Raw genomic sequence first — 26,569 nt, forward strand, 5'->3', positions numbered from 1 at the left:
GCAGCTGAAATTCCGTGGATCGGAAGGGACCGCGAAATGACTGGATTCGAAACTGCCGGACTGATCGAACGCGCCAAGGCAATAACGCTTCGCCCGGATGAAACCTGGCCGCGGATCGCGGCAGAGCGGTCTAGCCCCGGCGAGATCATCACCCGCTATGCCCTGCCCCTGATCGCCATCGGCCCCGTGGCCGCGTTCGTCGGCGGGCAGCTCTTCGGCATCAGCATGATTTTTGCCACCTATCGCCCCGGATTGATGACGGGCCTGGGCATGGCCGTGACCGCATTTGTGATGGGGCTAGTCTCACTGATCGTGCTGGCCTTGATAACCGACTGGCTGGCGCCGCGGTTTGACGGGCAATCCAGCCGCACCCAGGCGTTCAAGCTGGTCGCCTATTCGATGACTCCAGGCTGGATCGCGGGCGTTCTGGGTTTCATCCCTTCGCTCGGCATCCTGGCCATGCTGGCCGCATTCTACGGGATCTACCTGTTCTACAAGGGTGCAAACCCCGTCATGAAAGTTCCGGGCGGCCGCGCGGCGGGCTTCACGGCGGTCACGGTGATCGGGGCAATCCTGCTCAACTGGCTGGCGGCACTGCTCGTCACGTCATTCACCACGGCTGTCAGCAACAGCGCCTATTCCGCCAGCAATGCGGCGGGCGACACGGTCGAAGTCACTCTTCCGGGCGGCGGCACGCTGGACCCGGCGAAAATGGAAGATGCCGCGCGCCAGCTGGAAGGGCTGGCCAGTGGCGAACGCCCCAAGCCGGTCGATGCCAGCGCCTTGCAAGCGGTCCTGCCTGCTTCGGCGGGCAGCTTCACGCGCGATAAGGTGCAATCCTCGGGCGGTGGCGGCATGGGCGCGCTGGCCCAGGCGACCTATCGCAAGGGGGACCGCGAGGTGCGGGTGCAGATCATCGACATTGCGGGCCTTGGCGCCGTGGCGGGGGCCATTGGCGGCCTTGGCGTGGAACAGAACCGCGAGGATGCGAACGGTTATGAACGCATCCGCACCGTCAATGGCGTGATCCAGACCGAAAAGTGGGACAAGCGCACCTCCACCGGAACCTTCGGCGTGCAGGTGGCCAATCGCTTCATGGTCCAGGCCGAGGGCGATGCGGATTCAATCGACGATCTGAAGGCCTTGGTCGGCGCGGTCGATCAGGCGCGGCTGGCCGCCCTGGCGCGCTGAATTACAGAAGCTTTTCTATGTCCTTGGCGATCGATTCCGGCTTGTCGGTCGGGGCATAGCGGCGCACCACCTTGCCCTGGCGGTCGATCAGGAACTTGGTGAAGTTCCACTTGATCGACTTGGTCCCCATCACGCCCGGCGCTTCGCTTTTCAGCCAGGAATAGAGCGGGGTTTCGTTGGGGCCGTTGACTTCGACCTTGGCCATCAGCGGAAAACTGAGGCCGAAATTGACCTTGCAGAATTCCTCGATCTGATCGGCCGTGCCCGGTTCCTGCCCGCCGAACTGGTTGCAGGGAAATGCCAGCACTTCAAAGCCGCGCTCGCCATACTGCTTCCACAAGGCTTCAAGCCCGTCATACTGCGGGGTAAAGCCGCACTTGCTGGCGGTGTTGACCACCAGCAGCACCTTGCCCTGCTTGTCCGCCAGGTTGACCTGCTTGCCGCCCGGAAGGTCGGCGGTGAAATCGGCAATCGTCGTCATGGCTCTCTCCCAGCCGTTTGGGTGCAGGATAGGCGGCACGAACCGCGCGTCAATCGGCTGGCACTACCCGTAGGTACAGGTGATCGAAGCTGGTTTCCCAGGTCAGGCCGTCGTCGGTGGAGAATTCGGCCAGTTGGCGCACCGAATCCGGGTCCAGCCGCGAATAGGTGATCCGCAGCAAGGCGCTTCGCCCGCCGCGTTGCCACGCCCCGGACAGCACCATGTTGCCGTTGAATAACCCGCCTTCCAGGTCCACGCGCGTTCCGGCGCTATCGACCCAGTACTGGTGCCAGCGCCCGGTGATCAGGTCGGGCGCGTTCAAGGTGCCCCCGGCCTTGCCCTGCAAGGGCAGCCATGCTTCGCGCACCGTGCAGCCGTTGTTGATCTTTTCCACCTGGCTCTGCCCCAGCGGCTCGCCATTTTCGCGCACGAAGACATTCCAGCGGCCAAGCCAGAAATCGAAGCGTTCGTAGAGCTTGCCGCTGCACTCATCGGCGGGTGTCTGCTGAGCCGCAGCCTGCCCCACGGGCGGCAGCTCCCCGCCGCTGGCCTGGGCCAGCGCCAGCAGCGCCAGGATCACTATTCCAGCACCCCGTCATGCAGGCGCACGACGCGGTCCATCCGGGCGGCCAGCCGCTCGTTATGAGTGGCGACCAGGGCCGCGCTGCCCGTGCCGCGCACCAGTTCCAGGAACTGTTCCAGCACCCGGTCCGAAGTGCGCTCGTCCAGGTTGCCGGTCGGCTCGTCGGCCAGAACCAGCGCCGGGCGGTTGGCCAGGGCGCGGGCGACGGCAACGCGCTGCTGCTCTCCGCCCGAAAGCTTGCTGGGCCGGTGGTCGAGCCGTTCGGCAAGGCCCAGCGCGCTCAGCAGTTCGCGCGCGCGATCCTCGGCAGCGCCGCGGGCCACGCCGGCCACAAGCTGCGGCAGGACCACATTCTCCAGCGCGGTGAAGTCGGGCAGCAGGTGGTGGAACTGATAGACAAAGCCGATCCGGTCCCTGCGCAGCACCGTGCGCTCGTCCCCGGAAAGCTTGGCCGCATCAACTCCGGCAATCGCGATTTCGCCGCCGAAGCCGCCTTCCAGCAAGCCCACCGCCTGGAGCAGCGTGGACTTGCCCGAACCGGACGGGCCGAGCAGGGCCACAATCTCTCCCGGCGCGACTTGCAGGTTCACGCCGCGCAGCACGTCAATGCGTTCGCCGCCCTGTTCAAAGCTGCGGGTCAGGCCCGCCAGACGAATGACCGGACTACTCATAGCGCAGCACCTGGACCGGATCGGTACTGGCCGCACGCCAGGCCGGATAAAGCGTCGCCAGGAAGCTGAAGCCCAGCGCCATGACGCAGATCAGCCCCACCTCCACCGGGTCGGTGCGGGCGGGCAGTTCTGTCAGAAAGCGGATTTGCGGGTCCCACAGATTCTGCCCGGTCACGATCTCGATGAAGCGGACAATCGGCTGGCGGAAGAACAGCACCAGAAAGCCTAGCGCCAAACCGCCCAGCGTTCCGGCAAGCCCGATCACCGAGCCGGTCGTGACAAAGATCTTCAGCACCGAACGCCGGCTGGCCCCCATGGTGCGCAGGATCGCGATGTCCCGCGTCTTGGACCGGACCAGCATGATCAGCGAGGAAAGGATGTTGAACGCGGCGACCAGCACGATGATCGACAGGGCAAAGAACATGGCGACGCGTTCGACCTGCAAGGCTTCGAACAGGCTGGAATTCATGGTTTTCCAATCGACCACGGCCACTTCACCGGCATATTTCTGGCGCACTGGCTCAACGATCTGGGCCGCCTTGTCGGGATCGTCGACCTGCACTTCGATCATGCCGACCGCATCGCCCATCATCAGCAGGGTCTGCGCGTCCTGCATCGGCAGAACCACGAAGCGTTCGTCCAGGTCATAGACCCCCACTTCGAAGATCGCCGCGACTTCATAGGAAATCTGGCGCGGGACCGTACCGAAAGGCGTCGATTGCCCCTGCGGATTGATCACGGTGATGAAATCGCCCACCCGCGCGCCCAGGTTGGTGGCAAGCTGTGACCCCAGGGCGACCTTGCCCGCATCCGGCTTCAGCGCGGCGATGTTCCCGGCAACGACTTTGGGAGCAAGCGCGGCAATGTCTTCCTGGGTCTGCCCGCGGGTAAAGATCGCCTCCGCCCGGCCATTGAAGCTGGCCAGCAGGGGCTGCTCGATCAAGGGCGAGGCGCTGACCACCCCGGGCGCCGCCTTCGCGTCTTGCAGCACGGCCCGCCAGTTATCCAGCTTGCCGCCATAGCCCTGGATGATCGCGTGGCCGTTCAAACCGACGATCTTGTCAAACAGTTCGGCCCGGAAGCCGTTCATCACGCTCATCACGATCACCAGCATGGCGACCGACAGCGTGACCACGCCCACGCCGATCCCGGCAACGACGGCAATCACCGCCTCCCCCCGTTCCGGCATCATATAGCGTTTGGCGATGGTCCATTCGAATGGGGTAAGCAGCAAACCGTTTCTCGACACGAATTTGGGAAGGGGCAGGCAGGATTTAGGGGGAATGCTGCCCCAGGGCAATGCCCCCGCCCTTGCCTTCGCGGCCAAACCTCGCCAAAGGCGCAGCGACAGGGCACATTTCCAGCGCCAGGCGACTCACCATGAACCTTACCCACCCCTTCCTGGACGCAGATGGCGACAAGCTGCGTGAGGAATGCGGCATTTTCGGCGTGATCGGCGCCAAGGAAGCCGCTGCAATGACTGCGCTTGGCCTTCATGCCTTGCAACACCGTGGCCAGGAGGCTGTCGGCATTGTCAGCTTTGACGGGCAGGAATTCTTTGCCCGCCGGGGGCTTGGCCATGTGGCCCAGGTCTTTTCCGATTCGACCATCCTGGAAGAATTGCCCGGCGACATGGCATCGGGCCACGTCCGCTATGCCACCACCGGCGGCCAGGGCCTGCGCAATGTCCAGCCGCTCCACGCCGATCTGGCGCGCGGCGGGTTTACCGTGGCCCACAACGGCAACATCTCCAACGCGATGGCGCTGAAGCGCGAACTGGTGGAACGCGGCTCGATCTTCCAGTCCACGTCGGACACCGAAGTCATCATCCACCTCATCGCGACCAGCCGCTTTCCCAAGCTGCTCGACCGCTTTGTCGATGCGCTGCGGATGATCGAGGGCGCCTATTCGCTGATCTGCATGACGCCCAAGCGGATGATCGCCTGCCGCGATCCGCTGGGCATTCGTCCGCTGGTCATGGGCAAGATTGGCGATGCCACTGTCTTCGCCAGCGAAAGCGTGGCGCTGGACGTGGTCGGCGCGGAATTCGTGCGCGAGATCGAACCCGGCGAAATGGTCGAAGTCCGCTCGGACGGGCGCATTTCCAGCCACCGCCCCTTCGGCAAGACCAGCCCGCGCCCCTGCATTTTCGAGCACGTCTATTTCAGCCGTCCGGATTCCGTGATGGGCGGCCAGTCGGTCTATGAAGTGCGCAAGCGCATCGGCATGGAACTGGCCAAGGAAGCGCCGGCCGATGCCGACCTGATCATCCCGGTGCCAGACAGCGGCGTGCCTGCCGCCATCGGCTATGCGCAGCAAAGCGGCATTCCGTTCGAGCTGGGCATTATCCGCTCGCACTATGTCGGGCGCACCTTCATCCAGCCGTCGGACGGCGCGCGCCACGCCGATGTAAAGCGCAAGCACAACGCGAACCGCGCCCTGGTGGAAGGCAAGCGGATCGTCCTGATCGACGATTCCATCGTGCGCGGCACCACCTCGATGAAGATCGTGCAGATGATGCGCGATGCCGGGGCGGCGGAAGTCCACATGCGGATCGCCAGCCCGCCGACCGGGCATTCCTGTTTCTATGGCGTCGACACGCCTGAACGGAACAAGCTGCTCGCCGCGCGGATGGACATTGCCGAAATGACGCAGTTCATCGTGGCCGACAGCCTGGCCTTCGTCTCGATTGACGGGCTCTATCGCGCCGTGGGCGAAACCGGCCGCAACAATGCCTGCCCGCAGCATTGCGATGCCTGCTTCACCGGCCAGTATCCGACCCCGCTGACCGACATGGCCGAGCGTGAGGCCGATATCGGCCAGTTGCCCCTGAACACGGGCCAGGTGGCATGAGCGACCTGGCCGGACAGGTTGCGCTGGTCACCGGGGCCAGCCGCGGGATCGGCGCCGCCATTGCCGAGGCTCTGGCCAAGGCTGGCGCGCACGTCGTCCTGACCGGACGGGATACGGGCCTGCTCGAAGCCGTCGAGCAGCGCATTTTCGATTGCGGCGGCAGCGCGACCATCGCGCCCGTCGACCTGTCCGACGCCGACGGGATCGCCCGCCTGGCCAATGCCGTTGCCGAACGCTGGGGGAAGCTGGACGTGCTGGTGCACTCCGCCGCTGTCCTGCCCGAACTGATGGCGGTGAAGGACATTGACCAGACCGCCTTTTCCAAGGCGCTGACGGTGAACGTCCTGGCCACCCAGGCCCTGATTTCGAGCTTCGATCCCCTGCTGCGCGCCAGCAGCGATCCGCGGCTTGTTTACCTTACCACCAGCGTTGCCACCGCTCCGCGCGCTTTCTGGGGCGCCTATGCCGCCAGCAAGGCCGCTGCCGAAGCGCTGGTCGATTGCCACGCACAGGAAACGCGCAACATCAGCAAGTTGCGAGTCGCCATCATCGATCCGGGCGCTACCCGCACGGCCATGCGGGCCAAGGCCTATCCGGGCGAAGACCCCAATTCGGTCAAGCAGCCCGACGTGGTGGCAGACCGCGTGGTTACCCTTCTGGGTGAACAGTTCAGTAGTCCCCACCGGGAGCGGGTTAACCAGACCTCGTAAAACCTAGTCAACCGCATCGGTCCATACCCTGTACAGCCTGCCGCGAAACCCTGTGGCAGGTCTGTCACAATAAGGGGTGTCGTCGATGTCTGAGAAACTTCTGATCCAGAAGGATTTGTACTTTTCCGCCGCGCAGGAGGACCGCAGCGCTCCTCGCACGCGCATTTCCATCCCCGCGTCGCTGCGTGCATCGGGCGGGCGCGCTTTCCAGACGGTAGTGCATGACCTGTCGCTGAGCGGCTTCTGCGCCGCAGCGGTCAGCCGCATTCACCCCGGCTCGGTGTGCTGGCTAACCCTCCCCGGCATGGAATCGCTTCAGGCCGAAGTCGTGTGGTGGGACAACAGCCTGATCGGCTGCGCTTTCGACAAGATGCTTTCGCCCATCGTCCACGACAACCTCCTCAATCGCTGGAGCGGCTCTACGCCTTTCCGCCCGCTGGCCTGACAAACGGGTCGAAGCACCGATCTGGACAATGAAAAAGGCGCCGGAATCGCTCCGGCGCCTCTTCCGTATTCGCAGCGCCTTAGAAGCGGACTTCGGCCGCCACCGTGAACGAACGGCCACGCGGATCGGCAACGCGCGGCTCCCAGCTGCTGCCCGCCCCGGTGTTGCTGTCATAGGTGATCGCAAAGGGCGGATCGACGTTGAACACGTTCTTCACGCCCAGCGTCAGCTGGAACCGCTCGGCCACCTTCTGCGAGACCGAGAGGTTGTGGATGATGTACGGCTTCACGCGCGGGTTATAGTCCGGGCGCGCGGCGGAACCTGGCAGCGCCTGGTTGGCATAGCCACCGCGGTAGATCTGCGAGAAGGTCAGCCCGAAGCCGTCCTTGTTGTAGCTGATCCAGGCGTTGTGCTTCCACTTCAGGCCCAGGTCGCCAGCCAGCGAGAAGACACCGCGCAGATCGCTGTAAGGCAGGTTCGGAAGCAGCTTTTCCTTCTTTTCCAGCAGAAGCGTGCCGTCAAAGCCCAGCGACACCGCTCCCCCCAGAGCATCGACGCCCGCGCGTGCGCTGAAATCAATCCCGCGCGTGCGACGCGAACCGAAGTTGCCGGTGCGCAGGTCAACCGATGTAATGACACCGTTGGTGCGCTCGATCCGGTCCGGGAAGGCATTGATGTTGGCCAGCAGCTGCGGGATCGTGATCGAACCGATCACGTTGTCCACCGCGATCGACCAATAGTCAGCCGAAAGCGAAATCCGCGGCATGGGCTTCAACACGATGCCCAGCGTGTACTGCTCGGACGTTTCCGGCCCCAGTTCGCGGTTTCCGCCCGAGATCGATTCCGGCGTGATCGCCGCACAGCCCGGAGTGCTGCTGACAACACCGCCAGCGCAGGTGGTGGGGTCGACCAGCGTGTTGCCCGGATTGGGAGAAATGGTGACGCCGTTGAAGATCTGGTTGAAGTTCGGCACGCGGAAGCCGGTGCCATAGGAACCGCGCAGCATCACCCAGTCGACCGGCTGGAACTTGGCCGTGAACTTGGGGTTCACGGTCGAGCCGAAGCCGGAGTAATCGTCCACGCGGATCGCGCCGCTGACTTCCAGCACATCCAGCACCGGCACCAGCACTTCGGCATAGGCCGCCTTCACGTCGCGCGCCACTTCGGCCAGGGCATTGGCATTGTCGAAAGCGGCGTTGAAGATGTCCGACGCCCCGGCAATCGCGGCGGTGGAGCCGTCGAAGCTGTAGGTTTCCTTGCGGTAATCGGCGCCCACTGCCAGCTGCACGGCACCGGCAGGCATTTCAAACAGGCTACCCGAAGCGGAGAAGTCCACCTGCCGGACCTTGTACTTGCCGCCGTAAAGCTTCACCCCGCGCGCTGAAACAGCCTCAAGCGCGGCCATGGCTTCCGGGGTCTGCTCGACGGAAAACGGGTTGAGGATGCCGCTGTTGAACAGGCCGACGATACCCGGCGCGCTGGCCCCAGGTGCGGTGGGCGCACGCGGGTCAGCCTTTCCGGTGGCAGCGCCGGGGATTCCCGATGCAGTAGCTTGTGCGGTCGAGGTAAAGACGCCGCGATAGTGATAGCCCGAGCCGAGCACCGAAGTTGCCTGGCTCTGCGCGATCGACGCGCCGCCGCGATATTCCCAATCGCCGAACAGAGGTCCTTCGATCCCCAGCGCAGTGCGCAGCGTAGTCGTATCCGTGGTATACTCACGCGGCCCGCAGGCGATGCAGCGCCAGCGGAAGGCAATGGGCTTGCCATAGTTGACCGCCACGCCCGGCAGCACGGCAACAATGCTGTTATAGACCTGGTCGTAGGGCGCCTGGGTCAGCGCATTGCGCGGATAGGCAATCGGCAGCGAAGTGTTGTTGGCGCTGTACTGGTTGTGCGAGAAAATCTTGTGCGAAGTCGCATCCGAACCGGTGATTTCCGCGAACACCTGATGCCCGCCGCCCAGATTGGCGGTGGCTCGGCCGTAATAGGTCAGCGTCTTGAGCGGCTGTTGCAGCGTCGCGGCGCGGCCCGTGTCCCAGGCGCAGGCCAGGGCGGCGGTGGGGTTCGACCACAGCACCGCATCATAGGCCATGCCGCCATCGACGGATTCGCATCCCGCTCCACCCGGCAGGTCCAGCGGGTTCACCCCGCCCAGCGGCGCAGTGGTGGTGCCGGGAATGGTAAAGCCGGGCGAATTGGCCAGATAATTCGGATTGTAAACGCAGGTTCCAGCAGCAACCGATCCGCTGGAACATTGGTTGGTGGCACCCAGCAAGGTCCCTCCCTGCGTAATGCCCACGCCCGAACCGGTCGGGTTGATCGGAAAGGCCGTGGCGATGGGCGTACCGCGCGTGTCGATCGAAAGGCCGCGATTGGGCTGGTTCCCGTTCACGAAATCACGGTCGCGGCCAAACAGGATGCCGCTGTCGGCATAGCTGACCGAAGCCATCACGTTGAAGCCCTGTTCGTCCAGCTTGCCCCAGCCAGCGGTGCCCGAAACGCGGTAGATCGTGGCATCGCCGGCTTCGGTGAAGTCGGTAAAGCCGGCCAGGCTGATCCCGGTGAAATCCTTCTTGGTAATGAAGTTGATCACCCCGCCCACCGCGTCGGTGCCGTAGATGGCCGAAGCCCCGTCCTTCAGGATTTCAACCCGGTCAATCGCGGCCATGGGGATCTGGTTGACGTCCACTGCCGAGCCCTGGAGGCCGTGCGCCGCAACGCGCCGACCGTTGAGCAGGACCAGCGTGGACGAACTGCCCTGCCCGCGCAGGTTTGCGGCGGACAGACCATTGGTGCCGCGCTGCGCGCCGCTGACCACGTCGGAATTGGAGGCAAGATTGTCGGCACCATTGCCGTTCGATGACAGGAACGAGATCAGCTGCTCGGGATTGGAAATCCCCTCGCGCCCAAGGTCAGCCGCCCGAATGACTTCCAGCGGCAGCGCGCTGTTCGCCGGGTCCTGCTTGATCCGCGAACCGGTAACGATGATCGCGTTCTCCGCCGCCGGAGCGTCCTGAGCTGCCGTAGTGGCGATATCCTGTGCCATTGCCGGAGCGGCAAAAGCTGCCAGCGAGACACTGCAAGCCAGAACCGAGCGTGCGAAGCTGCGTGAATTCATCGATGAAACCCCTGTTGGAACGCCAAGGCGCGAACAGGGAATCTCTACCTGACTGAAAGCGAGTCGCCAGTGGCCAGCGAAGCCCGCGCGCAATCAGCAATCCGATTACAGTGGATTACGATAGGATTGTTGCACAGCCGCAACAATATCATGTCTGAAATGTTCAATTCGCGGCTGCAACCTTCAGCAGCACGGCTTCCATCGTGGGCAAGGCCGAGCTTCCGGTGGGCACGTCATTGGCGAACAGAGCAAAGGCGAACCGCCGCCCCTTTGCCGTGACGAATGTGCCCAGCAGTGCGTTTGTCGCGTTGAGCGTGCCGGTCTTGGCCGTCAGCACCCCTTCCAGCGGAGTGCTCAGGAAGCGGCGCTTCAAGGTACCGTCGCGCCCGGCCACCGGCATGGATGCCAGCCAGGCCGCGCCCCAGGGCTGGCTGGCTGCCCAGCGCAGCAGCGCTATCCCGGCGCGGGGGCTGACCCGGTTGTAGGTCGACATGCCCGACCCGTCCCAGAACTCAAACCCGCGCGGAGCGATCCCGGCTGCCTCGAACAGCTTGCGCTGCATGGCGCTTGCCCACTGCTCCGATGCAGCCGGAGCGCCCAGCCGCCGAAACAGAGCCTGGGCGTGCAGGTTCTGGCTGTCCTTGTTGATCTTCACCACGTCCTCGGCGAGCGGCGGCGGCACCAGGCTCGCCAGAGCTTTCCCGGTTGGTACGGGTGCAGCGGCAGGCTCCGATCCGGGCACGGCCAGGTCAGCCACAGCCTGCGGGCGATAGCGCGCCCTGACCTGCCCAGTCACCTTCACCCCGCGCGCTTCCAGCATCCCTTTCAGCACCCAGGCCGCATAGTGGGCCGGGTCGTCGATCCCGATCCGGTCCGACCATGGCTTGGCATCGGCGGGCACGGTGCCATAGAGGCGCAGTTCGTTTCCGTTGACGGCGCGCTCAACGAACAACTGGGTCTTGCCACCGGCTGTCACGGTGACCGCTTCGTTGCGCAGGGTGAAATAGCCCGGAAGCTGAACCGCAGGAGCCGCCCCCGGCGTGGTGGGCTGCACGGTGACGAGCATCTCGTTGTCGTCCAGGTTGAGCGCTGCCACCGCCGTGCCGGAATCGGTGCCGATGTTGTTCCAGCTCATCCCCGGCACCCAGCGCTGATCCGGCCAGAGCGTCGCATCGCCAATCACGTCATGTACCCGCCGCGTCCTGGCCGCCACGGCATCAGCGAGCTGCGCGAGGCAATTGACCTGGCAATCCGCCGCGCTCGACATCCGGGCATCCCCCCGCCCGTAGAGGATTGCGTCTCGCGCAACCTTGCCCGCACCCGGCTCCAACCAGACCAGCGTACCGCCTGCCGCATCGGGCTGATCCATGCCCGGCAGCAAGGCATAGGCTGCGGCGGTCGTGAACAGCTTGGTGACCGAGGCTGGAATGAACCGCTGGTCCGGATTGACCGCAACAACCTCGCGCCCAGTCTCGTCAACCACCAGCAGGCCGAACCGTGTCCCCTGCGGCGCTGCTGCCAGGATCGCCTCCACCTCTTGCTGCGGCGTTGGCGGCGATGGCGGGGCAGCAAGGGCGGGAGCCGAGAGGCCAATCAGGGCCAGCGGAAGCAGGAAGCAGCGGATCATGCGGGCAAAAATGCCCGGTGCGTCACGACAAGTCCACCACTTCAACGGCGGGAAGCGTCACCGCCCCCGGTTGCTCGCTCCAGTGCCGCGAATTCAGCACGCCGCCATCGGCGCGCAGCTGTGCGACCAGGTCCAGGTCCACCTCGGCAAAGACCCATTGCGGCGCGTCCATTGCGCCAATTGCCACCACGCCGCTGGCGGGCATTCCCCGATCCGGCGGGCCATAGATCGCCGCCGCGCCGCGGTTGACGTCGACTGCCGGAGACCAGGGCGCTTCGCCCACGGTGGGCGAATGAACCGCATAGCACTGCCCTTCCAGCGCACGGGCCTGTGAGCCCAGGCGGACGCGCCAGTACCCATGCTCGCTATCGGTGCAGGAGGGGACGAGCAGCAGGTCCATTCCCGCTTCCACCTGCGCCCGGGCGAGCAGCGGGAATTCGCTGTCATAGCAGATGTTCACCCCGATCCGGCCCAGCGCCGTATCGAACAGGCGCAGGGTGGGCGACGCGGCCACACCCCACTCCTCCCGCTCGAACCGGGTCATGACCAGCTTGTCCTGCACCCCGACCGTGCCGCTCGGAGCAAACAGCCGCGCGCGGTTGACATAAGCCCCGCTTTCCAGCGCGGCAGGAGCGCTGGCGGCAAGGATATGCAGGCCAAAGCGCGCCGCCAGTACGCTGTGGAGCGCGTCCACCTGCGGCAGGAGCGCGGACACGCTGGCCAGCGAACCGGCCAGGTCGCCCATCGTGGCCGGATCAAGCGAGGCCAGTTCCATCGCGCCATATTCGGGAAAGACCGCCAGGGCGGCTCCACCAGCAGCGGCCTGCTCCACCCAGCGCGTCAGCTTGTCGGCATAGTCCTGCCAGCTGGACAGCTGCTCGATCGGATATTGCGCGGCGGCGACGGTAAAGCGCTTCACAGTGCGCGCATCCAGTATTGCATCGGCTTGCCGCTTTCTTCGCTCTCGCCATGCTCTTGCCATTGGAACGTGCCGGTCAGCCCCGGCACCGGGGCATAGCCGCGCCGGGTCCAGAATGCGTCGAGCGGGAGATAGTCAGCAGGCCGCGCGGGGTGATCCTGGGGCCGGACCACGGCGCAGAAGGCGGTGTGGCTGGCGCCCCACGACCGCCCTGCCGCCTCGCGCTGGTCAAAAAAGGCATGGCCGATGCCCTGCCCGCGATATTCGGGCAGAAGCACGCTTTCGCCGAAATAGAACAGGTGGGCCTGATCGATGCCGCATCGTTCGAACGGTTCGCGGATATAGTCGTCCTGCGCTGCAAGCGGGCTGGCCGTGGCGGCCCCGACGATCCGCTCCCCATCCCGGGCCGCAACCAGAACCGCGTCAGGGCTGGCAGTGAATTCGGCCAGGTACTTGCGTTCGTAATCTTCCGAACCGGCATAGAGGTAGGGATAGGCCGCGAAGACCGCGATCCGCAGCGCGGCAAGGTCGTCCAGCGCGGCGTGCAGAGCATCGCCCGTCAGCGGTGCAACCTGAACCGTCAACCGACCACCTGTGCAGTCCAGTCAGCCAGGTTGTAGTAAACCGTGACGCGGGTGATCTTGCCCCCGGCCATGGTGAAGAAGGCTCCGGCGGGAAGGACATAGGTCTGCCCATTGGCTTCCGGAAGCCCCTCGTCCGTGGCCAGGTATTCGCCATGGACGGTAAATTCCGCCGCGCCGCTGGTGCCATCCTCGCTCGCCATCAGGACGATGCCGTCCAGCCGTTCGCGATAGCAGCGCTCCATATGCGTCAGGAACTGGGCAAAGGCGGCCTTGCCGACCTGCCGCCCGCCCTGGTTGATGTCATGGATCACCTGATCGTCCAGACAGTCGAGCATGCCTTGCCAATCGCCGGCGTTGAACGCGGCGTAGTAACGGGTCAGCAGCGACAGGGCTTCGATACGGTCCATCTGGTTCAACTCCCTTTGCCACAGCCCTAGCGCCAAGCGCGGCGCCCCTCAATTCCCCAAAGAAAAAGGGGCGGCGCCATTGGCACCGCCCCCGTTTCCTTGTCCGCTTGGAAAGTTCTTAGAACTTGCCGCGCAGGGTGACGCCGTAGGTGCGCGGTTCGCCCAGGAACTGGGAGAACAGCTGGCGGCCGCCCGGATAGTGGGTGGCGTCGCTGAACGCAGGAGTCGAAGCACCAGCCTGGAACGGCGTGTTGAACGCAACCTGCGCATAGTCCTTGTCGAACAGGTTCTGCACCCAGAATTCCAGCGCCCACTTCTGGTCCGGACCGCGAACGCCGACGCGCGCATTGACCACGGAGAACGCGTCCTGTTCCTTCTGCGGGAACAGGTCCGAACCGGTGTTGTAATCGCTGCTGGTGCGGCTATCGACGTAGATCAGACCGGTATGGCCATTGCTGCCCAGGTCCGGCGTCCACGAGAAGCTGGACGTGATGACCAGTTCCGGAGCGTTCGACATGGTGTTGCCCGGCAGCAGGCGCAGGGCCGGATCCAGCGGAGCGCCAGCATTGGTGCCGACCAGATCGCTGCGGTACTTGGTCTTCGCATAGGTCAGGCCAGCGGCAACGCGGAAGTTGCGGGCCGGGACAATCGAGGTTTCCAGCTCGACGCCTTCCGAACGCACACCCCAGCTGACATCGGCAGGAGCGCAGGCACCCGTAGTCGCGCTCGTATCACGATCGCCGCCATTCAGGCCGGTTGCGCAGCCGTTGATGTTCTGCACCAGGAAGACCGAACCATTGAAGGTGTTCAACTGGAAGCTGCTGAAGTCCGAACGGAACAGCGTTGCGCTCAAGCTGAACGGACCGGTCGAGTACTTCGCACCCAGTTCATAGCTGTTCACCAGTTCCGGCTCGAACGCCAGGTTGGCAACCAGGTTCTGCGCACCACCAAAGCTGGCGAAAGTACGGAGCGGAGACTTCAGCGCCGAACGGTCAAGGTTGAAACCGCCCGCCTTGTAGCCGCGCGAGTAGCTGGCATAGGTCATCAGATCGTCGGTCGGACGATAGGACAGAACGGCAGTGCCGGTCCATTCGTCTTCGCTGCGGCTCGACTTGATGGCAACGCCGTTCAGTTCTGCGGTCGAGTTGCCCTGACAGGCGAGGCCGATCAGGCCACCAGCCAGTGCACGTGCCGTGGCGCTTTGCGTTGTAGTGCCAGCGGTCGTCGTGGTCATATCATCGCTGACCAGTCCCTGGACAGTGGTGCAGACTGCGTTGTTGTTGCCGAAGTTCGCACCCAGGTCCTTCTTGTCGTTGGTGTAACGAACACCCAGCGTCAGATCGAGCTTGTCCGTGATGTGGAAGATGTTGTGCGTGAACAGCGCCCAGTTCTTCCCGTGCTGACGGTATTCGTCACCGGTCGAGCCGAGGTTGTTCAGGCTATCAAGCGCGGTGGCTGCGGCCACGATGTCCGTACCCGAAGCGCCCACCGCGCCAGCCAGCGTAGCCGGACCGACGGTCGGTGCCAGGCACAGCGGGCTGGTCGGCGAATAAAGTGCAGCCAGGCCAGTGCCCGAGAACAGGCGGCAAGTGGCGAAGCGGCCATATTCCGTACCGAACTTGAGATTGTCACGGACGGTCAGCTTTTCGTCCGAGTAGAAGCCACCGACGAGCCAGTCCAGCTTGCCCTCGAAGGCTTCACCCTGAAGGCGCAGTTCCTGGGTGAAGGTGTGGAACTGACGATAGAGCTTTTCGGGTTCATCGGCGCGATAGAGGATGTCCACCGCGCTGTAATCGACGTCGCCAGCCTGGCCCGAACGGTATTCGCGATAGGCAGTGATCGAGGTCAGCGTCGCGCCGCCCAGATCCCACTTCACTTCACCCGAGAAGCCGTAGTCCTTGGTCTTGCCGTCAAAGGTGCGGCCCGGAGAGACGTAGATCGTGCGATCGTAACCGGGGTTGAATCCGGCCATCGGCTGACCCAGGTCACGCAGCACGTTGATGATGTTGTTGCCGCTGTCGTTCACCCGTGCCGGCGATGCGCCTGCCTGCAGGAGCGGGTTGGCGGGGTCGTTCAGGTTGCCGATGTAGGGATTGACGCTCTTGTCGACATAGATCGCGCCGCAGCAACGCTCGTCACGCCAGGTATAGTCGCCGATCAGGCGGACCGAGATATCGCTGTTGGGTTCCCACAGCAGCTGGCCGCGCACGAAGAAACGGTTGCGGTTGTTGACGTCGACATTGTTGCGGGTGTCCGTCAGGAAGCCGTCGCGGCGCACGTAGACACCGTCGACACGGGCAGCCAGCGTTTCGCTGAGCGGGCCGGTGATCGAACCGCCGACGCGAACGAAATCGTAGTTGCCATAGGTCGCTTCGCCATTGGCGCCGAACTGGAACTGCGGCTTCTTCGAATAGATCGAGATCAGGCCGGCCGATGAGTTACGGCCGCCCAGAGTGCCCTGCGGGCCGCGCTGCACTTCGACGCGGTCGATTTCACCCAGTTCGCTCAGGCCGATGCCCGAACGCGAGCGATAGACGCCGTCGATGAAGACCGGAACCGAGCTTTCCAGGCCAGGGTTGTCACCCACGGTGCCGATGCCGCGGATACGAGCGGAGCCGTTGGCTTCCGAACCGCTCGACGAAACGATCAGCGACGGGGCAAGCTGGTTGAGCTGGCGGATGTCGTTCGCGCCGCTGTTCGACAGCGCTTCGGCGTTGACGGCCGAGATAGCGACCGGAACGTCAGCCAGCGCCTGGGCGCGGCCCTGGGCCATGACGACGATTTCACCGGGATCCTGAACCTGCTCTTCGGCAGTGGTGTCAGCCGGATCGGTCGACTGCGCCATCGCAGGCGTGATCGAAACCAGCGAAAGCGCAACGACGGAAACGCCGAGACCCAGTGTGGAACTCATTTTCATTACATCACTCCCTGTCCAAAACTTCACACAAACCTTTCGAGGCTGGCATTCGAATGCAGCAGCGGAGGTCTGTCTTTGACATGGGGCAATAGCGCCACAGATTCGGCTGTCAACGCGATCAACGTCAGCATTCGACTAAAGGACTGTCCTGCCGGGACAAACTACAACTGACAGCCGTAAAAACGGCCCGAATCTGGCAATATTGATGCATAAAAGACACATCAACCGGACTACTTTGCAGCATAGCCATCCGACCAACTTAACCGTGGTCAGGCTGGAAACCGCACTTCGTCGAATCCAGCGTTGCTTGCAGGGCGGGTCGGCGGCAGAATCACTTCATTCCATAACTGCATTGAAATTCGGGGACTGTCTGAACATGCGCCATCTGCTGCTTGCCCTCACTGCCTTGACCCTGCCCGCCCTTGCCCAGGCGCAAGAGGCCCGCCCTGCCGCGCCCAAGCCTGCCGCGCTGGAGGCAGACGGCATTCCGCCCGTCCCGATGGACCTGGTCGAAGCAACGCGTCCGTACATGGAATTTCGCACCGCCGGATTCGTCGACTGGGATCCGGTGACCCGTGCGATGCTGGTCGCAACGCGGTTCGGCAATGTCTCGCAGCTGCACACGGTCAAGGGGCCGGGCATGGCACGCCGCCAGATCAGCTTTGAACCCGAACCGCTGCGCGGCACCTATCTGCCGGGAGACGGCACGCTGGTCGTGACCAAGGACATCGGCGGCAACGAATTCTTTCAGCTCTACACTCTGAAGAACGGCAAGCTGAACCTGCTGACCGACGGCAAGAGCCGCAATTCACTCTCTGCCGTCAGCAAGGACGGAAAGTGGATCGGCTATAGCTCGACCCGCCGCAATGGTGCGGATTCGGACCTCTACGTCATGGACCCGCGCGACCCTTCGACCAACCGCATGGTCAAGGAAGCCAAGGGCGGCGGCTGGGCCATCGCCAGCTTCGCCCCCGGCAACGGCGCGGTCGTGGTGGCCAACTACGTCTCCGTTACCAAGACCGACCTCTACTGGCTGGACCTGGCGAGCGGCGCGATGACCGCCATCGGCAATCACAAGAAGAGCATCGCCTATGGTGGCGCCCAGTTCGCGCCCGACGGCGCGCTGTGGGTGACCAGCGACGAAGGCAGCGATTTCCAGCGGCTCGGCACGCTCGACCCCAAGACCGGCAAGTTCACCCCCCGCAGCCCGGAAAAGAAGTGGGACGTCGAAAGCTTCGACATTGCCGACGATGGCAGCTTCATCGCCTATACCGTCAACGAAGCCGGTGTGAGCAAGCTCAGGCTGCTTGATCCCCGGACCGGCGCAGTGCGCGATGTGACCGGCCTTCCCCAGGGCACCATCGGCGGCGTGGAAATCGCCCCCTGGGGCGCGGTTGGCCTGACCGTATCCTCGGCCAAGGTGCCTGCCGATGCTTTCTCGGTCGATCCGCAAAGCCTGGCCGTCACGCGCTGGACCGAAAGCGAAACCGGCGGGCTGGACCCGGCAGTCAATGTCGAGCCGGAATTCGTCGAAGTGAAAAGCTTCGATGGCGAGCCGGTCAGCGGCTTCCTCTACCGCCCCGATCCGGCGAAGTTTCCCGGCAAGCGCCCGTTGATCGTCAACATCCACGGCGGACCGGAAGGACAATCCACGCCTGGCTTCCGTGGCCGCACCAATTACCTGCTGAACGAGCTGGGCGTGGCCGTGTTCTACCCCAACGTGCGTGGCTCGACCGGGTTCGGCAAGCGCTTCGTCAGCCTGGACAATGGTCCGTTCCTGCGCGAAAATTCCGTCAAGGACATCGGCGCGTTCCTTGACCGGCTGGAAGCCGATCCTGCCATCGACAAGGACCGCATCGCCGTCCAGGGCGGCTCTTACGGCGGCTATATGTGCTACGCCACGGCGATCCGGTATGGCGGGCGCTTCAAGGCGGCGGACTGCATCGTCGCGATCAGCAACTTCGTCACTTTCCTGGAAAACACCCAGTCCTATCGCCGCGACCTGCGCCGCGTGGAATATGGGGACGAGCGCGATCCGAAGCAGCGTGCCAAGCTGATGGAAATCTCGCCGCTGACCCAGATCGACAAGCTGTCGATCCCGCTGCTGGTGGTCACCGGCGCGAACGACCCGCGCGTGCCGAAAAGCGAGGCTGACCAAGCCGTCGCCGCCGTCCGCGCCAAGGGGCGCACCGCCTGGCACCTGGTCGGCATGAACGAGGGCCATGGCTTCGCGAAGAAGGAAAACGCAGACTATCAGTTCTGGACCGAACTGATGTTCTGGAAGGCGAACCTGCTCGGCGAAAAGTAACGTCGTAGCGGTCTGGCCGCGTAGAAACAAAAGGGCGGGGATCTCTTCCCGCCCTTTCCGTTTGGATCAGCCGAACAGCTTGGTCGCCGTGTCGGCCACCCGCTTGCCCAGATAGCGGGCGCTTTCCAGTTCGGTCTCGCTCGGCTGGCGGCTGCCATCGCCGTTCGCGATCGTGGTCGCGCCATAGGGTGCGCCACCGACCACCTCGTCATTGCGCATCTGGCCCTGGAAACCATAGTCCAGGCCGACAATCGTCATGCCGAAGTGCAGCAGGTTGGTGATGATCGAGAACAGGGTCGTTTCCTGCCCGCCGTGCTGGGTCGCAGTCGAAGTGAAGGCCGCGCCGACCTTGCCGTTCAGCGCGCCGCGCGCCCACAGGCCGCCAGCCTGGTCCAGGAACGCCGCCATCTGCGAGCTGATCCGGCCAAAGCGCGTGCCGGTGCCGACGATGATCGCGTCATAGTTTTCCAGTTCGGCCACGGTGGCAACCGGAGCGGCCTGGTCCAGCTTGAAGTGCGCGCCCTTGGCCACGTCTTCCGGCACCGTTTCAGGGACGCGCTTGACGTCCACTTCGGCCCCGGCTGCACGCGCGCCTTCGGCAATCGCATTGGCCATGGTTTCGAGATGACCATAGCTGGAATAGTAAAGGACCAGGACCTTGCTCATGTTCAATTCTCCATCAGACGCAGCATTCGGCGCAGCAACGATGGAACCCATATGGCCGTTCCCAGCCATTCTGTTCAGTCCGATAAATCACATCAACTTGTTCGGATCATCCAAACAAGTGTGGGCGAATGCCGCAGCCGCGAAGGGCTTGATTGCACCGCGCGTCAATTTGGCGTAAGGCGCGCTCGAGTGCCCCGGCCCGCGCGATTCCTCACGAATTGCATCGGCCGGGGCTTGCCGTTTCGCGCATGTCATTTTGCGACATAAGGAAAACTGCCCATGTCCCGTCGCCGCCAAATCTATGAAGGCAAGGCCAAGATCCTTTACGAAGGCCCTGAACCCGGCACCATCATCCAGTATTTCAAGGATGACGCGACCGCTTTCAATGCCCAGAAAAAGGGCACGATCAACGGCAAGGGCGTGATCAACAATCGCATCAGCGAATATGTCTACACCCGCCTGAACCACATCGGCATTCCGACCCACTTCATCAAGCGCCTGAACATGCGCGAACAGCTTGTGCGCCAGGTGGAAATCGTGCCGATCGAAGTGGTCGTGCGCAATGTCGCGGCCGGTTCGATCTCCAAGCGCCTGGGCATTCCGGAAGGGGAACCGCTGCCCCACACGCTGATCGAATACTATTACAAGGACGATGCGCTGGGCGATCCGATGATCGCGGAAGAGCATATCGCCTGCTTCGGCTGGGCCTCCAACGAAGAGATGCAGGACATCTCGGCCATGGCCATCCGCGTCAACGATTTCATGTGCGGCATGTTCGCGGCGATCAACATCCGCCTGGTCGATTTCAAGCTGGAATTCGGGCGCCTGTGGGATGGCGATTACAGCCGCATCATCCTGGCCGACGAGATCAGCCCCGATGGCTGCCGCCTGTGGGACATGATCACCGGCGAAAAGCTCGACAAGGACCGCTTCCGCCGCGATCTGGGCGGTGAGGAAGAAGCCTACCAGGAAGTCGCGCGCCGCCTGGGCCTGCTCGATACCGACAATGGCCCCAGCGAAGTGTTTGACCTGTCGGCCCACCGCAAGCTGCGCGGCAAGTAATGCCCCTGCCCGCCCCGGCCAGCATCGTCGCCTTCTGGCGCGATGCCGGGGCGGCCAAGTGGTTTGCCAAGGACGAGGCCTTCGACGCCGAAATCGTCCGTCGCTTTGAACCCGCGCACCACGCCGCCGCACGCGGCGAACTCAGCGATTGGGCAGCAACAGCCGAAGGCGCGCTGGCCCTGCTGCTGCTGCTCGATCAATTCCCGCGCAACATCTGGCGCGGTTCGGCCCACGCTTTCGCCACCGATCCGCTCGCCCTCTCGATCGCCCGCGCCGCCCTCGACGCCGGCCACGACATGGCGACCGATCCTGCCTTGCGCGCCTTTTTCTACTTGCCGTTCGAACATTCCGAGGAACTGGCCGACCAGGACCTCTGCCTCGCAAAATGCGAAGCCCTCGACGCGGAAAGCGGCAGCGACTGGAGCCAGTGGGCCCGCCTTCACCGCGACATCATCGTCCGCTTCACCCGCTTCCCTCACCGCAACGCGTGCCTCGGCCGGCAAAGCACGGCGGAGGAACTGGCCTTCCTGGAACAGGGCGGGTTCAGCGGGTAGCCTCATCCATCGCAGCCCCCTTGCCCAGTGCGGCGCAATCCTGCACCACTGCGGCCATGACATCCCGCAAGCTGCTGTTCACCCTTTCGATTTCCACCTTCGCCCTGGCCGCCTGCGCGCCGCAGAAAGAGCGGGTTGCCAGTGCGGCTGCTCCTGCTCCCGACTGGGCGTTTGAGAAAAGCGATGTGCCGGTCGATCCGGGCTATCGCTTTGGCCGTCTCGCCAATGGCATGAGCTATGTGATCCGGCAGAATGCCACGCCCAAGGGTACGGCGCTGGTGCGGATGCAGGTCGATGCCGGATCGCTGGACGAAAGCGATGCCGAGCGCGGTTATGCCCACTATGTCGAGCATATGGCCTTCAACGGATCGACCAACGTGCCGGAAGGCGAGATGGTCAAGCTGCTGGAGCGGCACGGCCTCGCCTTCGGCGCGGATACCAATGCCTCGACCGGGTTTGAGCGGACGACCTATATGCTCGACCTGCCGCGCAACGATACCGAACTGCTCGACATCGCGCTGATGCTGATGCGCGAAACGGCAAGCGAACTGACTTTCAGCCCCTCGGCCGTGGACCGGGAACGCGGGGTGGTCCAGGCGGAAATGCGCGACCGCAACACCTATGCCCTGCGCAATGTCGAGGATCAGCTGAACTTTGCCCTGCCCGGTTCGAAAGTGGCCCAGCGCCTGCCCATCGGCACGCCGGAATCGCTGGCAGGCGCGACTGCGGAAGGGCTGAAGGCGTTCTGGCGGCGCGAATATGTGCCGGACCACACCACGCTTTACGTGATCGGTGATTTCGATGCGGCCTTGGTCGAGCAGAAGATCAAGGACCGGTTCGGCTCCTGGCAAAAGGCACCGGCTGAGCCCAGGCCGCTGGCCGGCCCCATCGCGATTGACGACAAGGACAAGGCCGACATCTACATCGACCCCGCCCTGTCAGAACGCGTGTCGATCAGCCGCAAGGGTCCGTGGCTGGACGAGCCGGACACCCTGGCCCAGCGCGAAGAGAACCTGCTGCGCCAGATCGGCTATGCCATCATCAACCGCCGCCTGCTCAGCCGCACGCGCGAAGCCAATGCGCCGTTCCGCAATGCCAGCTTTGGCACCAGCGACGTGTTCAAGGAAGCGCGCAGCACCGAACTGGGGATCGACACTGTCGACGGCAAATGGAGGCGCGGGATGATCGAGGCGGTGGTCGAGTATCGCCGCGCCATGGCCTTTGGCTTTACTGCGGACGAAGTGGCGGAACAGGTCGCGATCATCCGCACCGCCAATGCCAATGCCGCCAAGGGCGAGGCGACGCGCAGCCATGCACAATTGCTCGGCGCGGCACAGGCGCTGGTAGTGGACGAGAAGGTGCCAGATACGCCCACCAATTCGCTCAACCGGCTTGAGGCTTTCGTGCCCAAGATCACGCCCGAAGCGGTTCAGGCCGCCTTGGCGCGCGAAGTGGTTCCCCTGGAATCGCCGCTGCTGCGCTTTCAGGGCCGCACTCCGCCCGCCGACGGGGAAAAGGGGCTTAAGTCCGCCTGGTCCGAAGCCATGGCCGCGCAGGTCCGGCCGCTGGAGCGCAAGGCGGCGGGCAGCTTTGGCTACACCGATTTCGGAGTGGCGGGCCAGGTCGTCAGCGACGCGGTGGAACCCAGGCTGGGCATCCGCACGATCCGTTTTGCCAATGGCGTGCGGCTGAACCTGAAACGGACCGACCTCAAGCAGGATCAGGTCCTGGTCCAGGTTTCGGTCGACGGCGGCGACATGCTGGCCACCCGCGACCAGCCGCTGGCCACGCGCATGATGTCCGTCCTCGCGCTGGGCGGGCTGGGCAAGCATTCGAAGGACGAACTGGACACGATGCTGGCGGGCCGGACGGTTGCAGCCAATTACAGTTCAACCGACGAAACCTTCGTCCTGCTGACCGGAACCACTCCGCGCGACCTGGAACTGCAATTGCAGCTGGCCGCCGCGCAAGTGGTCGATCCCGGCTATCGCAAGGAAGGCGAAGTCCTGTTCCTGCAGTCGATCAACAACCTGTTCGCTAGCCTGCGCGCTACGCCCGGCTCTGCCCTGTCGGCCGACATGGGCGCGATCCTGTCCGATAGGGACCCGCGTTTCAGCCTGGGGAAGGTGGAGGATTACCGCCAGCTCAACTTCGAAAAGCTGCGCGGCGCGATCACCGACCGGCTGCGCAATGGAGCGATCGAAATCGGCGTGGTCGGCGATATCGACGAAGCGGCGACCGTCGCCATGGTGGCCCGCACCTTTGGCGCCCTGCCCCCGCGCGAACCGGACTTCCGCTCCTATGCGGACCGCCGCGACCGGCCCTTCACGGCCGAGCGCAAGCGCCATGTGCTGCGCCATACCGGCACCAAGGACCAGGCGCTGGCCAGCTTTGTCTGGCTGACCCGCGACGGCGAAGACCTAGACGCGGCGCTGCAACTGCAAATGCTGGAACGGGTGATGCGGATCGAGATTACCGATACGCTGCGCGAAAAGCTGGGCAAGGCCTATTCCCCCGGCGCAAGCAGCAGCACGTCGCGGACCTGGCGGGGCTTTGGCACCTTTTCCATCTCGGCCTCGGTCGACGTGAAGGAACTGCCCGCAACCCGCGCCGCGATCCTGGAAACGGTCGCTGCCATGCGCGATGCGCCGGTCAGCGAGGACGAACTGCTGCGCGCCCGCGAGCCGGTGCTGGAAAGCCTGGAAAACGCGCTGAAGGCCAATTCGGGCTGGATGACCTTCGTGGATCGCGCCCAGACCGAGCCGGACCGGATCGACCGCTATCTGCGGTCCAGGGAACTGCTGAAAGCCATCACGCCGGCCCAGATCCAGGCCCTCGCCCGCACGTACCTGACCGCCGACGGCGCGGTGGAATTCAACGTCCTTCCCGAAGGCGTGGACGATCCCGTTACTCCCCCCGCCAAGCCCTGACCTGACGAAAAAAGGGGCGAGGCGCTGGATGCGCCCCGCCCCAAGTCAGGGAGGAACTGTTAAACCGGCTTAGAACGAAACCGTGGCTTCAACCCCGAACGTGCGCGGAGCGTTGAAGTTGGCATAGTCGCCAACCACGGTGTTGTAGGCACCGTCGATCGGGTTGCGGTTCGCGTTCGAGCGGCGATAGATGTGGCTTTCGTTAAACACGTTGCGTGCCCACAGAGCCACGGTCAGCGTCTGGCCGTTGTCGGTCATCGGAATGTCGGCAACCGAGAGACGCGCGTTGACCAGGAAGCTGCTGTCAACCAGCACCGGCTCGTTGTCGAAGCTGTAGTGCGGGTCGGAGTAGTTCGCATCGACGTGGAACTTCAGCGCCATGTCGCTGCTGCTGCTGAGCGGCAGGGTCCAGTCCGCATTGGCCGAGAAGGCGTGCGGCGGGGTATAGACCAGGAACAGCGGCTGCAGCGGGTTGCCAGCGACCAGCGGGTTCGGGGTCGGCGGCACCTTCCAGTAGGTGTAGGCGTAGGAAGCGCCGATCGTCAGGTTGTCGGTCGGACGGACGGTCAGGTCGGCTTCGATCCCGCGGATCTTGGTCGTGCCAGCGGCGTTGACCGTTTCCAGGGTGTGAAGCACGGTGCCGTTCGACTGCGGGATGTAGAAGTCAAAGTCGAACTGGCTGTTTTCACGGTCCATCATGTAACCGACCAGGTTGAAGCGCACGCGGCGATCCAAGAATTCGGTCTTGGCACCGATTTCGTAGGACTTCACGTGTTCCGGACCGAAGGTCGCGAAGTTGACCGAGCGCGAGCTGGCGCCGCCAGCGCGATAGCCGGTCGAATACTTGGCATAGAGGTTGATGCCATCAGACGCCTGCCAGGCCAGGATCGCGAGCGGATCGAAGCGGTCATAGTTGAACTTGAACGGGAAGCTGGAGGCGACGTTCTTGACCTTGTACAGGTCGCCTTCCTTCTGGTCGTGGGTGTATCGACCGCCAACGGTCAGCTTGAGCGCGTCAGAGGCGTTCCAGGTGACCTGGCCGAATGCGGCATAGCTCTTGGATTCGGCATAGCTGGCGCGCGAGATCGAGATCGCGTTGCGCTGCCAGGTCATGGCGTCGTTGATGGTATAGCCGGTGCCGGTGGCGTTCCACTTGTTGGTGTTCGGCGTACCCGCAACTTCTTCAGCGCGTTCGTTGAAGTAGTAGAGGCCGGCAACGTAATCGATGGCCGAAACCGTACCGACTGCCTGCAGTTCCTGGCTGAACTGGCGGGCGTTCAGGAACGACAGCGAGTAGCGGCTGAACGAGGTGTTGGGCAGGAACGACGGGGTGCGGTGCGCGCCGCCCGAATTGTCCCACTGTTCCGAATCCACGGTGCGCCATGCGGTCAGCGAGCGAAGTTCGACTTCATCCGCCACCTTCCAGCGCAGGTTGCCCGAGAAGCCCTGGGTTTCGCCGATGCTCACCTGCTGCGGCACGCCGATGTCGGCCACGTCCATGCGCTCGCCAGTGACCACGACCACCGAAGGCAGCGGCGCGATCTTGCCTGCGGGCAGCTTGTTGTTGTTCGCAGCGATTTCGGCCAGCGACGCAACCGGATAGTTTTCCGGGTTGTAGTTGATCAGTTGGCTGTAGAACGGCGTGTTCTCGTCGCGGCTGGTGTCAAACGCGAAGTCGGCGGTGAAATTGTCCGTCGGCTTCCAGCGCGTGGCGATACGGCCGCCATAGCGGTGATACTGGTTCCAGCCGGTCTGGCCTTCCAGCGGGTTCTTCACGGTCGGATCCTGGTGGCTGATCACGCCATCGACCTTGACCGAGAAACCGGCCACTTCCGGCAGGTTGAGGTGCAGACCGGCATTGTAGCTGCCGAAATTGCCCAGGCCGGCAATCACCTTGCCGCCGAATTCGCCGGTCGGCGCCTTGCTGACCAGGTTGACTGCGCCGCCTTCGGTGTTGCGGCCGAACAGGGTGCCCTGGGGCCCCTTGAGGACTTCGATCCGCTCGACTTCGAACAGACCGGCGTTCAGGCCGTGCTGGCGGGCGAGGTAGATGCCGTCGATGTAGACGCCGACGCCGGGTTCGCGTGCCGGCTGGTTGGCGTCGCCCGGGACGATGCCACGGATGCCGACGGTCAGTGCGGTCTGGCGCGATTCATAGGTGGCAACGCGCAGCGACGGGATCGAGCCGTCGCCCAGGTCGAGCAGGCTCTGCACGTGGCGCTTCTTGATATCTTCGTCGCCCATCACGGCAATGGCGATCGGGGTCTGCTGCAGGTTCGTTTCACGCTTGGTGGCGGTCACGACGATGTCGACAAGACCGGAATTGTCCTGCGATTCGGCAGCGGCATCGGCCGGGGCATCGGCAGCCGGTTCGACTGCGGCCAACGCGGGCGAGGCAACAAGCACTGCGGCCAGCGCAGCGGCGGAAACGGAAAGCCTGGTGGCAAGGCGGTTCATTTTAAAAGTCCCTCACTGGGTTGTTGTCAGGCTTCGGTTCCAGGCGAATCGCTGTGACGATGGTTCGCTCCGGCCCCGTTGCCGAG

20 protein-coding genes are annotated in these 26,569 nt (G+C 64.0%); 8 read left to right on the top strand and 12 right to left on the bottom strand.

Features of this window, described 5'->3' with window-relative positions; all coding sequences use genetic code 11:
- The first annotated feature begins 36 nt into the window (after positions 1-36).
- Positions 37-1,191, top strand: coding sequence for a Yip1 family protein (locus ACQKOE_RS04815; RefSeq protein WP_427511771.1), 1,155 nt, complete (start codon positions 37-39; stop codon positions 1,189-1,191).
- A 1-nt stretch (position 1,192) separates the two neighbouring features.
- On the opposite strand, the gene ACQKOE_RS04820 is transcribed toward ACQKOE_RS04815, so the two are convergent.
- Genes ACQKOE_RS04820 through ACQKOE_RS04835 form a run of 4 tightly spaced genes read right to left on the bottom strand, consistent with a single transcriptional unit; the run spans position 1,193 to position 4,160 of the window.
- A complete protein-coding gene (locus ACQKOE_RS04820; RefSeq protein WP_374589732.1) occupies positions 1,193-1,672 on the bottom strand; it encodes a glutathione peroxidase in 480 nt (159 codons plus the stop codon).
- Positions 1,673-1,721: 49 nt separating this feature from the next.
- Entirely contained in the window at positions 1,722-2,252 is a 531-nt protein-coding gene (locus tag ACQKOE_RS04825; RefSeq protein ID WP_427511772.1) for a hypothetical protein, read from the bottom strand.
- The gene (locus tag ACQKOE_RS04830) at positions 2,252-2,926 is read right to left on the bottom strand and encodes an ABC transporter ATP-binding protein (RefSeq protein ID WP_427511773.1); all 675 of its coding nucleotides are present in this window, start codon (positions 2,924-2,926) and stop codon (positions 2,252-2,254) included. Before ACQKOE_RS04830 ends, ACQKOE_RS04825 begins: the two co-directional genes overlap by 1 nt.
- On the bottom strand, positions 2,919-4,160 hold the full coding sequence (locus tag ACQKOE_RS04835; RefSeq protein WP_427511774.1) for a lipoprotein-releasing ABC transporter permease subunit: 1,242 nt from the start codon (positions 4,158-4,160) through the stop codon (positions 2,919-2,921). Before ACQKOE_RS04835 ends, ACQKOE_RS04830 begins: the two co-directional genes overlap by 8 nt.
- A gap of 146 nt (positions 4,161-4,306) precedes the next feature.
- Between ACQKOE_RS04835 and purF the strand changes: the two genes are divergently transcribed.
- The 3 genes from purF to ACQKOE_RS04850 all read left to right on the top strand — a co-directional run bounded on the left by purF (position 4,307) and on the right by ACQKOE_RS04850 (position 6,934).
- The gene (gene purF / locus ACQKOE_RS04840; RefSeq protein ID WP_374589728.1) at positions 4,307-5,779 is read left to right on the top strand and encodes an amidophosphoribosyltransferase; all 1,473 of its coding nucleotides are present in this window, start codon (positions 4,307-4,309) and stop codon (positions 5,777-5,779) included.
- Positions 5,776-6,489 carry an SDR family NAD(P)-dependent oxidoreductase gene (locus ACQKOE_RS04845; protein ID WP_427511775.1) on the top strand — a complete coding sequence of 238 codons (714 nt, stop codon included), beginning with the start codon at positions 5,776-5,778 and terminating at the stop codon, positions 6,487-6,489. The genes purF and ACQKOE_RS04845 overlap by 4 nt, the downstream gene beginning before the upstream one ends.
- An 85-nt stretch (positions 6,490-6,574) precedes the next feature.
- Positions 6,575-6,934: a PilZ domain-containing protein gene (locus ACQKOE_RS04850; protein WP_427511776.1), complete on the top strand. Its 360-nt coding sequence runs from the start codon at positions 6,575-6,577 to the stop codon at positions 6,932-6,934.
- 79 nt (positions 6,935-7,013) lie between these two features.
- Here the strand turns inward: ACQKOE_RS04850 and ACQKOE_RS04855 are convergent, their stop codons facing one another.
- The 6 genes from ACQKOE_RS04855 to ACQKOE_RS04880 all read right to left on the bottom strand — a co-directional run bounded on the left by ACQKOE_RS04855 (position 7,014) and on the right by ACQKOE_RS04880 (position 16,506).
- The gene (locus tag ACQKOE_RS04855) at positions 7,014-9,980 is read right to left on the bottom strand and encodes a TonB-dependent receptor domain-containing protein (protein WP_427511777.1); all 2,967 of its coding nucleotides are present in this window, start codon (positions 9,978-9,980) and stop codon (positions 7,014-7,016) included.
- 235 nt (positions 9,981-10,215) lie between these two features.
- The gene (dacB, locus tag ACQKOE_RS04860; protein ID WP_427511778.1) at positions 10,216-11,679 is read right to left on the bottom strand and encodes a D-alanyl-D-alanine carboxypeptidase/D-alanyl-D-alanine endopeptidase; all 1,464 of its coding nucleotides are present in this window, start codon (positions 11,677-11,679) and stop codon (positions 10,216-10,218) included.
- 22 nt (positions 11,680-11,701) lie between these two features.
- Entirely contained in the window at positions 11,702-12,598 is an 897-nt protein-coding gene (locus ACQKOE_RS04865; protein ID WP_427511779.1) for a carbon-nitrogen hydrolase family protein, read from the bottom strand.
- Positions 12,595-13,182 carry an N-acetyltransferase family protein gene (locus ACQKOE_RS04870; protein WP_427511780.1) on the bottom strand — a complete coding sequence of 196 codons (588 nt, stop codon included), beginning with the start codon at positions 13,180-13,182 and terminating at the stop codon, positions 12,595-12,597. The genes ACQKOE_RS04865 and ACQKOE_RS04870 overlap by 4 nt, the downstream gene beginning before the upstream one ends.
- Complete coding sequence (locus tag ACQKOE_RS04875; RefSeq protein WP_427511781.1) at positions 13,179-13,589, bottom strand: ketosteroid isomerase-related protein; 411 nt, start codon at positions 13,587-13,589, stop codon at positions 13,179-13,181. Before ACQKOE_RS04875 ends, ACQKOE_RS04870 begins: the two co-directional genes overlap by 4 nt.
- A 118-nt stretch (positions 13,590-13,707) precedes the next feature.
- Positions 13,708-16,506, bottom strand: a complete 2,799-nt coding sequence (locus tag ACQKOE_RS04880; protein WP_427511782.1) for a TonB-dependent receptor — start codon at positions 16,504-16,506, stop codon at positions 13,708-13,710.
- Between the two features lie 376 nt (positions 16,507-16,882).
- On the opposite strand from ACQKOE_RS04880, the gene ACQKOE_RS04885 reads away from it, so the two are divergent.
- Positions 16,883-18,814, top strand: coding sequence for a S9 family peptidase (locus ACQKOE_RS04885; protein ID WP_427511783.1), 1,932 nt, complete (start codon positions 16,883-16,885; stop codon positions 18,812-18,814).
- A gap of 66 nt (positions 18,815-18,880) precedes the next feature.
- On the opposite strand, the gene wrbA is transcribed toward ACQKOE_RS04885, so the two are convergent.
- Entirely contained in the window at positions 18,881-19,480 is a 600-nt protein-coding gene (wrbA, locus tag ACQKOE_RS04890; RefSeq protein ID WP_427511784.1) for an NAD(P)H:quinone oxidoreductase, read from the bottom strand.
- Between the two features lie 279 nt (positions 19,481-19,759).
- On the opposite strand from wrbA, the gene purC reads away from it, so the two are divergent.
- The 3 genes from purC to ACQKOE_RS04905 are packed head-to-tail and all read left to right on the top strand — an operon-like array spanning position 19,760 to position 24,026.
- Positions 19,760-20,542: a phosphoribosylaminoimidazolesuccinocarboxamide synthase gene (gene purC, locus ACQKOE_RS04895; RefSeq protein WP_427511785.1), complete on the top strand. Its 783-nt coding sequence runs from the start codon at positions 19,760-19,762 to the stop codon at positions 20,540-20,542.
- Entirely contained in the window at positions 20,542-21,096 is a 555-nt protein-coding gene (locus tag ACQKOE_RS04900) for a DUF924 family protein (protein ID WP_427511786.1), read from the top strand. The genes purC and ACQKOE_RS04900 overlap by 1 nt, the downstream gene beginning before the upstream one ends.
- 56 nt (positions 21,097-21,152) lie before the next feature.
- Positions 21,153-24,026 (top strand): M16 family metallopeptidase, encoded by a 2,874-nt coding sequence (locus tag ACQKOE_RS04905; protein ID WP_427511787.1) that lies wholly within the window; start codon positions 21,153-21,155, stop codon positions 24,024-24,026.
- Positions 24,027-24,095: 69 nt separating this feature from the next.
- Here the strand turns inward: ACQKOE_RS04905 and ACQKOE_RS04910 are convergent, their stop codons facing one another.
- Positions 24,096-26,483 carry a TonB-dependent receptor gene (locus tag ACQKOE_RS04910; RefSeq protein ID WP_427511788.1) on the bottom strand — a complete coding sequence of 796 codons (2,388 nt, stop codon included), beginning with the start codon at positions 26,481-26,483 and terminating at the stop codon, positions 24,096-24,098.
- Between the last annotated feature and the right edge of the window lie 86 nt (positions 26,484-26,569).

The organism is Novosphingobium sp. NPDC080210 (assembly GCF_050281025.1).
Taxonomy (GTDB): Bacteria; Pseudomonadota; Alphaproteobacteria; order Sphingomonadales; family Sphingomonadaceae; genus Novosphingobium.